The sequence below is a fragment of the Streptomyces aureus genome, from assembly GCF_000725495.1.
Classification (GTDB): Bacteria; Actinomycetota; Actinomycetes; order Streptomycetales; family Streptomycetaceae; genus Streptomyces; species Streptomyces aureus_B.
In genome coordinates, this window is the sequence record NZ_JNZD01000001.1 from 445,639 (window position 1) to 458,566 (window position 12,928).

Here is a 12,928-nt window from a genome sequence, read left to right on the forward strand (position 1 = left end):
TGCTGTGTCTGCCTCTTTTGATCGCTAACAGCGGATCGTACGCGGCTGCCCGCGCCCTGGGGACACCTCCTCGCCCGACACGTCCGCCACACGGCCCCTCCCGGCGGGGCCCCGGCCCGGCTCCACGGCGGCCGGGCGACCGGTCGTTCTCCCGGTGCGCGCCGGGTCCCGCGGGCGCGCGTCCCCTTGGGGCGCCGGGGGGACGCGCACCGGTGCCGCGCGCACGAACGTGGGCTTTGCCGCGGGTGTGGCGGCCCGGTCCCCGTCCCAACCCCTCTCCGCTCCCTCCGTGGGCGTGTCGGCCTGGCGGACGGACGGCTCCCCGGCCCGGGAGGACGGCGGGTCCGTCGGTGGCGTGACATCCCGGGCGTCGGATGCCGAGGTCCGGTTCGGGCGGGGCATGTCGGCCCCGGTCCCGCCCCGGTCCTGACACGCGCTGCGGCCGTGCGCCTGCGGTCGGCGTGCCACCCGCCCGGTCGGATCCGGCGCAGGCGGCACCGCTGCGGCCACGGGCGGGCGTGCCACCCGCCCGGTCCGGCGGGTCCCCGACGGGCGGGCGGGGCCGGACGGTGGTGGCGCGGCACCCGGCAGGGTGGCCGCGGGGCGTGGCGGGCCGGGCTACCAGCGGAACGTGCGCATGCGCATCGCGTGGCGCAGGCGGGCCGTCTTGGCGCGGCGCGGCTGGACCCGGTCGCGCAGCTCGCGCGCCTCGGCCAGGTCGCGCAGGAACTGGGCCCGCCGCCTCCTGCGCTCGGCGTCGGTCTCCAGCCGCTCGGACGACTCCTCTTGCGGGTTCCGCATTGGCACACCACCCCAGGTCCGTCCCTCCCACCTTCCCTCCGTCGGAGGGTTTGATGCCAGCGGACGGGTGACGCGGGGCGGAGGCCCTTGCCGGGCGGGCCGGTGGCGGGTGCCGCACGCCCGGCTACTGTTGTGGACATGCGTCTTCACGTCGTCGACCACCCCCTGGTCGCCCATAAGCTCACCACCCTGCGCGACCAGCGCACCGACTCCGCGACCTTCCGTCGGCTGGCCGACGAGCTGGTCACCCTCCTCGCCTACGAGGCCACCCGCGACGTGCGCACGGAGCAGGTCGACATCGTGACGCCGGTCTCCCCGACCACGGGCGTCAAGCTCTCCTACCCGCGTCCGCTCGTCGTGCCGATCCTGCGCGCGGGTCTCGGCATGCTCGACGGCATGGTCCGGCTGCTGCCGACCGCAGAGGTGGGCTTCCTGGGCATGGTGCGCGACGAGGAGACGCTCGAGGCCTCCACGTACGCCACCCGGATGCCGGACGACCTCTCCGGCCGTCAGGTGTACGTCCTGGACCCGATGCTGGCCACCGGCGGCACGCTGGTCGCCGCGATCCAGGAGCTGATCAAGCGCGGCGCGGACGACGTCACCGCCGTGGTGCTGCTGGCCGCCCCCGAGGGCGTCGAGGTCATGGAGCGCGAGCTGGCGGGCACGCCGGTCACCGTGGTCACGGCCTCGGTCGACGAGCGCCTGAACGAGCACGGCTACATCGTGCCGGGCCTGGGCGACGCGGGCGACCGGATGTACGGCGCCGCCGAGTAACCACCGGCGAACGCGGAGCGCGCACGTCCTTAAGACCAGGAGCGCACCCGGCTGACCCAGGACCGTGCCCCGAACTCAGGAGCGCGCCCTGCGACCGGGATCGCGCCCTGCTCCCGCCGAGCGCGCCCGCCGAACGCACCAGTGAGCGAGCACCGGCCCCGAAGCCCCCGGCCCTGAAGCCCGTGCTCCGCGGCCGGTCGCTCACGTCGTGCGGGCGCGGCTCCCGAGCCGTCGGCCCGAAAGCGGACCCGGGAGCGGATCCGACAGCGGATCCGACAACGGTCCCGGGCGCGTACCCGGCGCCGGGATCAGCAGTGCTTCTTCGCGGAGGCGGGCTCGGGCTTGGGCTGGGTCAGGACGGTCAGCGCCTTGTCCGCGTCCTCCTTCTTCGCCAGCGCCTTGAACCCGGTGCCGATGATCAGGTCGACGGTCGTGGCCCCGGCGCGGCCGTCGGTCTTCAGCTGGGCGCCGGCGAGCTGGGTGTTGAGGACGGGCAGCGCGGCCTGGTCGGCGGCCTTGGCGCCGAGCAGTATCCCGGTGCCCGGGACCTTCTTGTCGTACGCGGCCGTCGCGTTGCCCACGTCGCCGATCTTGAAGCCGCGCTTCTTCAGCTCGTCCGCCGTCTGCTTGGCGAGCCCGCTGCGCGGGGTCGCGTTGAGGACGTTGACGGTGATCTGGCCCGGCTTCGGCAGCGTGGCCGCGAGGGCCGCAGCGGCGGCGGCCGCCTTCGCCTCGGGCGTGACCTTCGAGGCGCAGTCCGCCTTGGTGCTCGCCGAGGCCTTGGAGCCGCCCGTGTAGATGTCGATGAGCTGCAGGGACCCCCACCCGATCAGCCCGAGAACGGTGGCGGATGCGATGCCCACGAACGCGAATTTGCGACGCCCACTGCGCCGGCGCATCCGCGGGTACTTGTCCCCCGTGATCCGATACTGGCCACCCATGCCAGGGGGAGTAAGCATGCTCATGGGCGCAGCGTAGTGCGCCGGGGCGCCAATGCCTACTAGATGATCATTGCCCGGCGTTCAGTTCAACCCATTGGGGTCAAGCCGTGGCCATTAGTCCAGTTCAAGAACGCGCGCGTGCAGCACTTGGCGCTGCTGGAGCGCGGCCCGGACGGCGCGGTGGAGCCCGTCCTCCAGGTACAGATCGCCCTGCCACTTGACGACGTGGGCGAACAGGTCGCCGTAGAAGGTGGAGTCCTCGGCGAGGAGGGTCTCCAGGTCGAGCTGGCCCTTGGTCGTCACGAGCTGATCGAGGCGGACCGGGCGCGGCGCGACGTCCGCCCACTGCCGGGTGCTTTCCCGGCCGTGGTCGGGGTACGGCCGGCCGTTTCCGATGCGCTTGAAGATCACACGGAAAGCCTACCGGTCAAGACCTTCCGGGCGCAGCCATGGCGGGGGAGTGCGACGCTGGAAAAGATGTCGTAAATCCTTGCAAACCGGGAACAGAGGTCTGATATGAGTGACGGCGAGACCGCCCGGTCGGCTGCCACCGGAACCGCTCCCGAGCGGGCCGCCGGGGCCCCCGCGCTCCCGCAGGAGGCGCTGGAGATCGCCGCCGGCTACGCCTTCGCGGGCCCCGCCCTCGATCTCGGCGCGCTGGTCTGGGACGGGTCGTGCCTGCCCGACGCGCAGATCCGTGTCCCGCTGCCGATGCTCAACCGGCACGGCCTGGTGGCGGGGGCCACCGGCACCGGCAAGACCAAGACGCTCCAGCTGATCGCCGAACAGCTGTCGGAGCAGGGCGTGCCCGTGTTCCTCGCCGACGTGAAGGGGGACGTCTCCGGGGTCGCGGCGCCGGGCGAGCCCGGGGCGAAGGTCCGGGAGCGAGCCGGCGAGGTCGGCCAGGAATGGACGCCGGGCGGCTGTCCGGCCGAGTTCTACGCGCTCGGCGGTCTCGGCCACGGCGTTCCGGTGCGGGCCACGGTCACCAGTTTCGGGCCGGTGCTGCTGTCCAAGGTGCTCGAGCTCAACCGGACCCAGGAGCAGTCGCTCGGCCTGATCTTCCACTACGCCGACCAGAAGGGTCTGGAGCTGGTCGACCTCAAGGACCTGCGGGCGGTCGTGGCCTTTCTGGTCTCGGACGAGGGCAGGCAGGAACTGAAGGGGATCGGCGGGCTGTCGACCGCCACGGCGGGCGTCATCCTGCGCTCGCTGACGGCGTTCGAGGCGCAGGGCATGAGCCCGTTCTTCGGTGAACCGGAGTTCGACACGGGCGAGCTGACGCGCACGGCGCCGGACGGCCGGGGCGTGGTCTCGGTCCTCGAACTGCCCGCGGTGCAGGACAAGCCGCGGCTCTTCTCGACGTTCCTGATGTGGATGCTCGCGGATCTCTTCCACGACCTGCCGGAGGTCGGCGACGCCGAGAAGCCGAAGCTCGTCTTCTTCTTCGACGAGGCCCATCTGCTCTTCGCCGACGCGTCCAAGGCGTTCCTGGAGTCGATCACGCAGACCGTCCGGCTCATTCGCTCGAAAGGAGTCGGCGTCTTCTTCGTGACGCAGACGCCGAAGGACGTTCCCGCGGATGTCCTCGCCCAGCTCGGCAACCGCGTCCAGCACGCGCTGCGCGCCTTCACCCCGGACGACCAGAAGGCGCTGAAGGCCACCGTGAAGACGTTCCCCGACTCCCCCTACGACCTGGAGGAGGTCCTCATGGGCCTCGGTACCGGCGAGGCGGTCGTCACCGTCCTGAGCGAGCGGGGAGCCCCGACGCCGGTCGCGGTGACCCGGCTGCGGGCGCCGCGCTCGCTGATGGGGCCGCTGGACGCGGGCGCGCTCGACCGGGCGGTGGAGGAGTCGCCGGCGTACGGGCGGTACGCGCAGGCGGTGGACCGGGAGTCGGCGTACGAGAAGCTGACGGCGGCCTCGGCGCCGCCCCCGGCCTCCGCGCCGTCCCCGGCCTCCGCGCCCGCGCCGAAGACCGAGGTGCCCGCGGGACGTTCCGGCGGCGGTGAGCGGCCGAAGGCGCCGAAGGAGGAGCCCTCGATGGTCGAACAGGTCGTCGGCAGCGGGATGTTCAAGTCCCTCGCGCGGTCGGTGGGCACACAGCTCGGGCGGGAGATCACCCGCTCGCTCTTCGGCACGGCGCGCAGGCGGCGCTGACACCGCCCCCGCCGCCCTCGGGCGTCCCGGGAGCGGTCAGGAGCGGGCGGCCTTGGCCGCCGCCTTCATCTCCTGCTTGTGGGCGCGGACCTTGACGAGGGACTCCGGTCCGGTGATGTCGGCGACCGACCGGAAGGACCCGGCCTCGCCGTAGGCGCCCGCCGCCTTCCGCCAGCCCTCGGGGGCCACGCCGAGCTGCTTGCCGAGCAGGGCGAGGAAGATCTGGGCCTTCTGCGGGCCGAAGCCGGGGAGTTCCTTGAGGCGGCGCAGCAGTTCGGCGCCCGTCCCGGCGTCCTTCCAGACAGCTTCGGCGTCCCCGTCGTAGTGCTCGACGAGGTACTGGCACAGCTGGTGGATGCGCTTGCCCATCGAGCCGGGGTAGCGGTGCACGGCGGGCTTGGCGGAGAGCAGCTCGGCGAACTTGTCGGGGTCGTACGCGGCGATCTCGTGCGCGTCGAGATCGTCGGCCCCCATCCGCCGGGCGATCGTGTACGGCCCCGCGAAGGCCCACTCCATGGGCACCTGCTGGTCCAGCAGCATGCCGACCAGGGCGGCGAGCGGGCTGCGGCCGAGCAGTTCGTCGGCCTCGGGCTGCTGGGCGAGGTGAAGCGTGACGTCCATGGACCGATGATCCCGCGAGTGGCGGCGGGCCGCTCGGCCGCGCCGGCCCGGGCGGCCCGGGTTCACCGGGTCTTCACACCGGACGTACGATCCCCGAAGGTGAAATTAGGTTAGCCTAACCTGACATGACTGGGGATGGACCGTGACCGCCGAGATCTTCCGTGACACCTGGGGCATCCCGCATCTGCGCGCCGGCAGCGCCCTGGAACTCGCCCGCGCGCAGGGCCGGGTCACCGCCCGGGACCGCGCCTGGCAGCTGGAGGTCGAACGGCACCGCTCCCGGGGCACCTCCGCCGCGTTCCTCGGCGCCGAGTCCGTCGGCTGGGACCGGTTCGCGCGCCAGGCCCGGCTCGACGACACCGCCCGGCGCTGCTTCGCCTCCCTGGAGGAGCGCGACCCCGAGTCCGCCGCGTTCGTCCGCGCGTACGTCGAGGGGGTCAACGCCGGACTGCCCGAAGGGGCCGCGCGGGCACCCGAGTTCGCGGCGAGCGGGCTCGTGCCCGGGCGCTGGGAGCCCTGGAGCCCGATGGGCGTCTGGCTCGGCACCCACGTCCTGTTCGCCGGGTTCCCCGCCAAGCTGTGGCGCGAGGAGGCCGTACGGCACCTCGGCGAGGACGCGGTCGGTCTGTTCGCGATGGACGGACCGGGGACGGCGGGCAGCAACGGCTGGCTGGTGAGCGGCGAGCGCACCGTCTCCGGGCAGGCGCTGATCGCAGGCGACCCGCACCGCTTCATCGAGGACCCGGGCGTCTACCAGCAGATCCGCCTCTCCTGCCCGGAGTTCGACGTCGTCGGCCTCGCCGTCCCCGGCGTCCCGGGCATCGCCCACTTCGCCCACACCGGAAGCGTCGCCTGGGCGATCACCAACGCCATGGCCGACTACCAGGACCTCTACCGGGAGCGGCTGCGGGTCACCGGCACCGGGGCCGTCGAGGCGCTCGGCCCCGACGGGACCTGGCGGGCGGCGACGCGGCACACGGAGCGGGTGGAGGTGGCGGGCGGCGCGGGCGTCGACGTCGATGTGATCGAGACGGAGCGCGGACCCGTGGTGATCGGGGGCGTCGGCGCCGAGGAGTCCATCAGCCTTCGCTGTCCGCCCCGGGTGACCGGGGACCTCGGCTTCGGGGCGCTGCTGCCGCTGCTGCGGGCCCGCCGGGTCGCCGACGTGGACCGGGCCTTCGACGCCTGGGCCGAGCCGGTGAACGTCGTGCAGGCCGCCGACACCGACGGCGGGCTGCTGCACCGCGTCGCGGGCCGGGTCCCGGTGCGCGCGGCCGCCAACCGCGTCCGCGTGGTGAACGCCTGGGAGCCGGGCCACGAATGGACCGGCTGGCACCCGATGCCGTACGGCACGGTCGAGGACGGACTCGCCGTCATGGCCAACCAGCGCGGCCCCGCGGCCCCGCTCGGAGTCGAGTTCGCGCCGCCCCACCGCGCCGACCGCATCCACCGACTGCTCGTGTCCGGTGGGCGGTTGTCGGCCGCGGACATGCCCGCGATCCACACGGACACCCATCTCGCCTCCGCGGCGGCCCTGTTGGACCCGCTGCCCGCGCTGGACCTCTCGGATCCGGCGGCGGAAGTGCGCGACCGGCTGCTGCGCTGGAACCGGCACATGGACGCCGACAGCGGCACGGCCGCGGTGTACGCCCGGGTGCGGGACGCCGTCGTGCGACGGCTCGCGGAGCACCCGGCCCTCGCGGCCCTGGCCGAACCGCCCGCCCGTCCGGACGTCTTCCTGCCCTGGCTCGCCCTCGTCCCGCGCGTCGCCTTCGCCCTCGGGAACCTGCTGACGGAGGGGAAGCGGTACGGCATCGACCCCGACGCCGTGGTGCGCGCGGCCGTCGAGGAGGTGGCCGCCGGGCCCGGGTCCGGCACCTGGGGCGACACCCATCGCCTCGCCCCCTGGCGGGCGCTCGCCGGCACCCCGTACGAAGGACCGGCCCTGTCCGGCGACAACGACTGCGTGCTGTCCACCTCGTCGGTCCCCGGACTGACCGACCTGAGCGCCCGCGGACCCGCCGCCCGGTACGTCTGGGACCTCGCCGACCGGGACGGCAGCGCCTGGGTCGTCCCCTTCGGCGCCGACGGCGTCCCCGGCGCGGTCCACCACCACGATCAACTCCCCCTGTGGCTCGGGGGAGAACTCGCCCCGGTGACCACCGACTGGAACACGCTGACCAAGGAGAGCGATGACGACTGAGACGTACGCCGCCGCCCGAGCGGCCGTCCACGAGCAGCGGATCGACGGCTTCGGCACGGTCCGCGTCCTGCCCGTCGACCCGCACGCCGATCTCGACGTGCTGCACCGGTGGCTCACCGAGGAGCGGGCCGCGTACTGGGGGATGACCGGGTTCACCCGGCAGGAGGTGCTGGAGACGTACCTCCACCTCGACTCGCTCGACACCCACCACGCCTTCCTCACCGTCAAGGACGGCGTACCGGCGGGGCTCTTCCAGACCTACGAGCCCGGGGCCGACCGGGTCGGCGAGTGCTACGAGGTGCGCCCCGGCGACATCGGGGTCCACCTGTTCATCGGGCCTCCCGCACCCGGCGCCGGGGCGCGGCCGGGCTGGTCGTCCACGCTGCTGGGGGCGTTCCTGGCGTACGCGCTGAGCGGGCCGGACCGGCGGCGGGTCGTCGTCGAGCCCGACGCCCGCAACACGAAGGCCGTCGCCCTGCTGACCCGGCAGGGGTTCGTCCCCGCCGGGGACATCGTGCTCCCCCGGATCGACCTGCCCGAGGTCCAGCTCCCCGAGAAGCGCGCCCGGCTCGCCTTCCTGACCCGCGAGGCCTTCGGGAAAGGACCGTCGGCGCCGTCGAGGTGAGCCGGACGCGGCCCGGATCCGTACATGACCGAGACTCTCGACATGCGGATACGGAGACGGCGTGTGAACGGAAACCGGCAGCGGGAGCGACGGCTCGGCGCCAGGGCCCTGGCCCTGCTGGGCGGCGTCCTGGTCCTGGTGCTCTTCGGCGGGGTGAGCGGCGCGTCCGCCCACGCGGCGCTGACGGGCACCGATCCGCAGGAAGGGAGCGTGCTGAAGTCGGCGCCCCGCCGGGTGACGCTGACCTTCAGCGAGTCCGTCGGCCTGTTCGACGACTCCTTCCGGGTGCTCGACCCGGAGAACCGGCGCGTGCGCACCGGCGAGGCGGAGCACGCGGACGGCCGCTCCGACACCGCCGGCGTCACCCTCCCGAGCGGCCTGGGCGACGGCACCTACACGGTCGCCTGGCGGGTCGTCTCGGCCGACAGCCACCCCGTCTCCGGGGCGTTCACGTTCTCCGTCGGCAAGCCCTCCGCCACCCGCGCGCCGCTTCCCCCCACCGCCGGCGACCCCCTCTCCTCCGCCCTGTACGACATCGCCCGCTACGCCGCCTACAGCGGACTGGCCCTGTTCATCGGCGCGGTCGTGTTCATGGTCGGCTGCGGGTTCCCCGGGTCCCTGCGGCGGCTGCTGGTGACCGGCTGGTGGGTCCTGCTCGGCTCCACGTTCGCGCTGCTCCTGCTGCGCGGCCCCTACGAGCGCGGCATCGGCGTCTCCGGGGTCCTCGACGCGTCGGCCCTCAGCGACACCCTGGCGAGCCGGCCGGGCGTCGTGCTGGTGGCGCGGCTGGCGCTGCTCGCCGCCGTGGCCTTCGTGCCCCCGAGGGCGGTGACGGGGGGCCGGGGGACCCGCCCGGGCGTCCTGGCGGCCGGAGTGCTCTTCCCGATCGCCCTGGCGGTCACCTGGGCCGCCTCCGAGCACGCCTCCGCCGGCATCCAGGTCCCCGTGGCGATGGTCTCCTCCGTGCTGCACCTGCTCGCCATGGCGGTGTGGCTCGGCGGTCTGGCCGCCCTGCTGACCGCCCTCCGCCGCCCCGCCGAACCCGTTCCACCCGCGGTCGTCGCCCGCTTCTCCCGGCTCGCGCTCGCCTCGGTCGCCGTCCTCACGGTCACCGGCGTCTATCAGTCCTGGCGCGGCCTCGGCTCCTGGACCGCCCTGACCACGACGTCGTACGGCAGGCTCCTGGCCGTGAAGGTCGTCCTGGTGGCGCTGCTCCTGGCGGCGGCCGCGTTCTCGCGGCGCTGGACCGCCCGGCTGGCGGACGCACCGGCTCCGGCCACGGTCCCGGCCGAACGGGTCGCGGCCGCGGTGGCCGCCGGAGCGCCGACGGACACGGGGGCCGTCTCCGGGTCCGTACGCCAGGAGCCGGCGGGCGAGGAGGACCGGGACGGCGGGTCCGCCGCGACGGAACCCGGCGCGGCGGACGGGTCCGGGGGAGCAGGCACGGATTCGGACGACGGGTCGAAGGAGCCCGCGGCGCCCGCGGGTCCGGGGGAGACCGAGTACCACCGGGGACTGCGCCGCTCGGTGCTCGCCGAGGTCACCGTCGGCATGCTCGTGCTGGTGATCACGACGCTGCTGACCGGAACCCAGCCGGGCCGCGCCGCCGCGGAGAGCGCGGACGCGACCGCGGCCGTGCGCCGGGTGACCTCGCGGACGACCGAGGTCCCCTTCGACGTGGGGACCCCGGGCGGACACGGCAAGGTCCAGGTCGAGCTGACTCCCGGCCAGGTCGGCGAGAACTCCGTGCAGGCCGTGGTCTTCGGCCCCGACGGCGGCCTCGTGACCGTTCCCGAGGTGCGCCTCAGCTTCACCTTGGAATCGCAGAAGGTCGGCCCGATCGACGCGGGGATCACCGACAAGGGCGGCTACTGGACCTCCGACGGCCTCACCCTCCCCCTCCCCGGCACCTGGACCATGAAGGTCACGGTCCGCACGAGCGACCTCGACGAGGTCACCGTGTCGAAGAAGGTGAGGATCGACTGATCCCGGCATGACGAAGGCCCCGGACACGTGGGTGTCCGGGGCCTTCGCATGTCCGGCCGGTTCCGGGAAACGTCGAAGGGCCCCACCTCGCGGTGGGGCCCTTCGACATCGTGCCCGGTGAGGCACTGGCGGAGGATACGAGATTCGAACTCGTGAGGGGTTGCCCCCAACACGCTTTCCAAGCGTGCGCCCTAGGCCTCTAGGCGAATCCTCCGCGGCAAACAATACAAGACGTTGAGGAGTGCTCGCGAACTCGTTCCCCGCCCCGCCGATCCTGTACTCTTTGCGGAGCCCCTCACGTGGCGCTATCTGACTGAACTCCCCCAGGGCCGGAAGGCAGCAAGGGTAGGTCGGCTCTGGCGGGTGCGTGGGGGGCGCTTGCGTTTCCCGGGCGGTCCCTTGATGTCAGTGGGCGCCTATAACCTCGTAGACGTGTCGTCTCTCGCGCTGTACCGCCGCTATCGCCCGGAGTCGTTCGCCGAGGTCATCGGGCAGGAGCATGTCACCGACCCGTTGTCGCAGGCGCTGCGGAACAACCGGGTCAATCACGCGTACCTGTTCAGCGGGCCGCGCGGGTGCGGCAAGACCACCAGCGCGCGCATCCTGGCCCGCTGCCTGAACTGCGAGCAGGGCCCGACGCCGACCCCGTGCGGCCAGTGCCAGTCCTGCCAGGACCTCTCCCGCGGCGGCCGGGGCTCCATCGACGTCATCGAGATCGACGCCGCCTCGCACGGTGGTGTGGACGACGCCCGTGACCTGCGCGAGAAGGCCTTCTTCGGCCCGGCCGGCAGTCGTTACAAGATCTACATCATCGACGAGGCCCACATGGTCACGTCGGCAGGCTTCAACGCGCTGCTGAAGGTCGTCGAGGAGCCCCCGGAGCACCTCAAGTTCATCTTCGCCACCACGGAGCCGGAGAAGGTCATCGGGACGATCCGGTCCCGTACCCACCACTACCCGTTCCGGCTGGTGCCGCCCGGCACCCTGCGCGAATACCTGGGCGAGGTCTGCGGCCAGGAGGGGATCCCCGTCGCGGAGGGCGTGCTGCCCCTCGTCGTCCGGGCGGGCGCGGGGTCCGTGCGTGACTCCATGTCCGTGATGGACCAGCTGCTGGCCGGCGCCGCCGACGACGGTGTGACGTACGCCATGGCGACCTCGCTCCTCGGCTACACCGACGGCTCCCTGCTGGACGCCGTCGTCGAGGCGTTCGCGTCCGGGGACGGCGCCGCCGCGTTCGAGGTCGTGGACACCGTCATCGAGGGCGGCAACGACCCGCGCCGCTTCGTCGCCGACCTGCTGGAGCGGCTGCGCGACCTGGTGATCCTCGCGGCCGTCCCGGACGCGGCGGAGAAGGGGCTCATCGACGCCCCGGTGGACGTGGTGGAGCGCATGCAGGCGCAGGCCGGGGTCTTCGGCGCCGCCGAGCTGAGCCGCGCCGCCGACCTCGTCAACGAAGGACTGACGGAGATGCGCGGGGCCACCTCGCCGCGCCTCCAGCTCGAGCTGATCTGCGCCCGCGTGCTGCTGCCCGCCGCCTACGGGGACGAGCGGTCCCTCATGGCCCGCCTCGACCGCATCGAGCGCGGGGTGAACTTCTCCGCCGGAGCGGCCGCCCCGGCCCTGGGGTACGTGCCCGGACCCGAGGCCCACGGCGCGGCGCCGGCCCCGCAGGCGGCCCCGGCGGCCCCCGCGGTCCCGCCGGGAGGCGGCCTCGCCGCGGCCCGTGCGGCCGCACGGGGAGCGGGTCAGGGCACACCACAGGGAAGCGGGGCACGGCCAGGCGCCGGCGACGGCGGAGCCCTGCCCGGCGGGGCTCCCGCGGCGCCCGCCCCCGTCGCTCCCCCGGCGCCCGAGCAGCCCGCGGCCCCGGCCGCCGCGCCGGCGGCATCCGCGCCCGGCGCCTGGCCGACCGCCACGGCGGCCGGCAGCGGCCGGCGTCCCGGCGGCTGGCCCACGACCGCCCCCGCGGGCGGCGGCCGGCCTCCGGCGCCGTCCGCACCGGCCTCCGCCGCCGCGCCCGCTCCCGCGGCCGGCGCGGCCCCCGGAGCGCCCCAGGCGGCCGCCCCGGCGCCGGGCGGACTCGACCCCCGTGTGCTGTGGCCGAACATCCTGGAGGCGGTGAAGAACCGCCGCCGCTTCACCTGGATCCTGCTCAGCCAGAACGCGCAGGTCACGGCCTTCGACGGCACGACCCTGCAGATCGGCTTCGTGAACGCCGGGGCCCGGGACAACTTCGCGAGCAGCGGCAGCGAGGACGTGCTGCGCCAGGCGCTCGCGGAGCAGTTCAACGTGCAGTGGAAGGTCGAGGCGATCGTGGACGCCTCGGGCGGCCCGGCACCCCAGACCGCCCCGTCCGGCGGTGGCGGCTACGGCGGCGGGTACGGCGGTGGCGGCGGCGGTGGGTACGGCGCGGCTCCGGCCGGCCAGGGCCCGGCGCCCCAGCAGCCCTCGGCTCCCGCTCCCCCGGCCCCGCAGTCCGGCCCGTCCGCGGGGCGTCCCCAGGCCACGGGCATGTCCGCGCCCGCTCCCGCGCCGGCTCCGGCGTACGAGCCGCCGCCGGTCTCCCCGGAGGACGACACCCCTGAGGACGACGACCCCGACCTGGACGAGTCCGCCCTCTCCGGCCACGATCTGATCGTCCGCGAACTCGGTGCGACGGTGGTCGAGGAGTTCACGAACGAGTGAGCCCGGCCCGGGACGCCTCCGGGCACCGGGAACGGAGCCTCCGGACACGGGGATGGACGCCTCCGGGCACCGGTGGGACGGAGCCTCCGGACACCGGGGACGGATCCCGCCGGACGCCGGGGACGGGCGCCG

The 12,928-nt window shown here is 74.0% G+C and carries 10 protein-coding genes, 1 tRNA gene and 1 other RNA gene; 7 read left to right on the forward strand and 5 right to left on the reverse strand.

The features are described 5' to 3' along the window. Nucleotides 1–618: 618 nt before the first annotated feature. On the reverse strand, nt 619–801 hold the full coding sequence (locus IO36_RS02015) for a hypothetical protein (RefSeq protein ID WP_209441133.1): 183 nt from the start codon (nt 799–801) through the stop codon (nt 619–621). 138 nt (nt 802–939) lie between these two features. Here IO36_RS02015 and upp point away from each other — a divergent pair, with 138 nt between their 5' ends. Then, a complete protein-coding gene (gene upp / locus IO36_RS02020) occupies nt 940–1,575 on the forward strand; it encodes a uracil phosphoribosyltransferase (protein ID WP_037615419.1) in 636 nt (211 codons plus the stop codon). Between the two features lie 308 nt (nt 1,576–1,883). Here the strand turns inward: upp and IO36_RS02025 are convergent, their stop codons facing one another. After that, nucleotides 1,884–2,540 carry a LytR C-terminal domain-containing protein gene (locus tag IO36_RS02025; protein ID WP_078942950.1) on the reverse strand — a complete coding sequence of 219 codons (657 nt, stop codon included), beginning with the start codon at nt 2,538–2,540 and terminating at the stop codon, nt 1,884–1,886. 90 nt (nt 2,541–2,630) lie between these two features. Next, entirely contained in the window at nt 2,631–2,927 is a 297-nt protein-coding gene (locus IO36_RS02030) for a type II toxin-antitoxin system VapB family antitoxin (protein WP_003999914.1), read from the reverse strand. 105 nt (nt 2,928–3,032) lie between these two features. Between IO36_RS02030 and IO36_RS02035 the strand changes: the two genes are divergently transcribed. Continuing rightward, entirely contained in the window at nt 3,033–4,676 is a 1,644-nt protein-coding gene (locus IO36_RS02035; protein WP_037615186.1) for a helicase HerA-like domain-containing protein, read from the forward strand. 36 nt (nt 4,677–4,712) lie between these two features. Here IO36_RS02035 and IO36_RS02040 read toward each other — a convergent pair whose 3' ends face one another. Then, nucleotides 4,713–5,297 carry an HhH-GPD-type base excision DNA repair protein gene (locus tag IO36_RS02040; RefSeq protein WP_037615188.1) on the reverse strand — a complete coding sequence of 195 codons (585 nt, stop codon included), beginning with the start codon at nt 5,295–5,297 and terminating at the stop codon, nt 4,713–4,715. A gap of 142 nt (nt 5,298–5,439) precedes the next feature. Between IO36_RS02040 and IO36_RS02045 the strand changes: the two genes are divergently transcribed. From IO36_RS02045 to IO36_RS02055, 3 genes are read left to right on the forward strand one after another with little or no spacing between them, the layout of a single operon-like run. Beyond that, the gene (locus IO36_RS02045; RefSeq protein WP_037615189.1) at nt 5,440–7,500 is read left to right on the forward strand and encodes a penicillin acylase family protein; all 2,061 of its coding nucleotides are present in this window, start codon (nt 5,440–5,442) and stop codon (nt 7,498–7,500) included. Continuing rightward, on the forward strand, nt 7,490–8,125 hold the full coding sequence (locus IO36_RS02050) for a GNAT family N-acetyltransferase (protein ID WP_037615191.1): 636 nt from the start codon (nt 7,490–7,492) through the stop codon (nt 8,123–8,125). The genes IO36_RS02045 and IO36_RS02050 overlap by 11 nt, the downstream gene beginning before the upstream one ends. Before the next feature lie 42 nt (nt 8,126–8,167). Then, a complete protein-coding gene (locus IO36_RS02055) occupies nt 8,168–10,111 on the forward strand; it encodes a copper resistance CopC/CopD family protein (protein WP_078942959.1) in 1,944 nt (647 codons plus the stop codon). 126 nt (nt 10,112–10,237) lie between these two features. On the opposite strand, the gene IO36_RS02060 is transcribed toward IO36_RS02055, so the two are convergent. Continuing rightward, nucleotides 10,238–10,325, reverse strand: a tRNA-Ser gene (locus tag IO36_RS02060). Nucleotides 10,326–10,397: 72 nt separating this feature from the next. Between IO36_RS02060 and ffs the strand changes: the two genes are divergently transcribed. Both ffs and IO36_RS02065 read left to right on the forward strand, forming a co-directional pair. Beyond that, nucleotides 10,398–10,496: signal recognition particle sRNA small type (gene ffs / locus IO36_RS43670), an RNA gene on the forward strand. Between the two features lie 47 nt (nt 10,497–10,543). Beyond that, nucleotides 10,544–12,796 carry a DNA polymerase III subunit gamma and tau gene (locus IO36_RS02065; protein WP_037615193.1) on the forward strand — a complete coding sequence of 751 codons (2,253 nt, stop codon included), beginning with the start codon at nt 10,544–10,546 and terminating at the stop codon, nt 12,794–12,796. Nucleotides 12,797–12,928: the final 132 nt, after the last annotated feature.

What these genes read in the sequence shown, in the direction of transcription:
- IO36_RS02025 (WP_078942950.1), bottom strand. Translation starts at nt 2,540, where the DNA reads ATGAGCATGCTTACTCCCCCTGGCATGGGTGGCCAGTATCGGATCACG.
- IO36_RS02050 (WP_037615191.1), top strand. Translation starts at nt 7,490, where the DNA reads ATGACGACTGAGACGTACGCCGCCGCCCGAGCGGCCGTCCACGAGCAG.
- IO36_RS02040 (WP_037615188.1), bottom strand. Translation starts at nt 5,297, where the DNA reads ATGGACGTCACGCTTCACCTCGCCCAGCAGCCCGAGGCCGACGAACTG.
- IO36_RS02015 (WP_209441133.1), bottom strand. Translation starts at nt 801, where the DNA reads ATGCGGAACCCGCAAGAGGAGTCGTCCGAGCGGCTGGAGACCGACGCC.
- IO36_RS02035 (WP_037615186.1), top strand. Translation starts at nt 3,033, where the DNA reads ATGAGTGACGGCGAGACCGCCCGGTCGGCTGCCACCGGAACCGCTCCC.
- upp (WP_037615419.1), top strand. Translation starts at nt 940, where the DNA reads ATGCGTCTTCACGTCGTCGACCACCCCCTGGTCGCCCATAAGCTCACC.
- IO36_RS02055 (WP_078942959.1), top strand. Translation starts at nt 8,168, where the DNA reads ATGCGGATACGGAGACGGCGTGTGAACGGAAACCGGCAGCGGGAGCGA.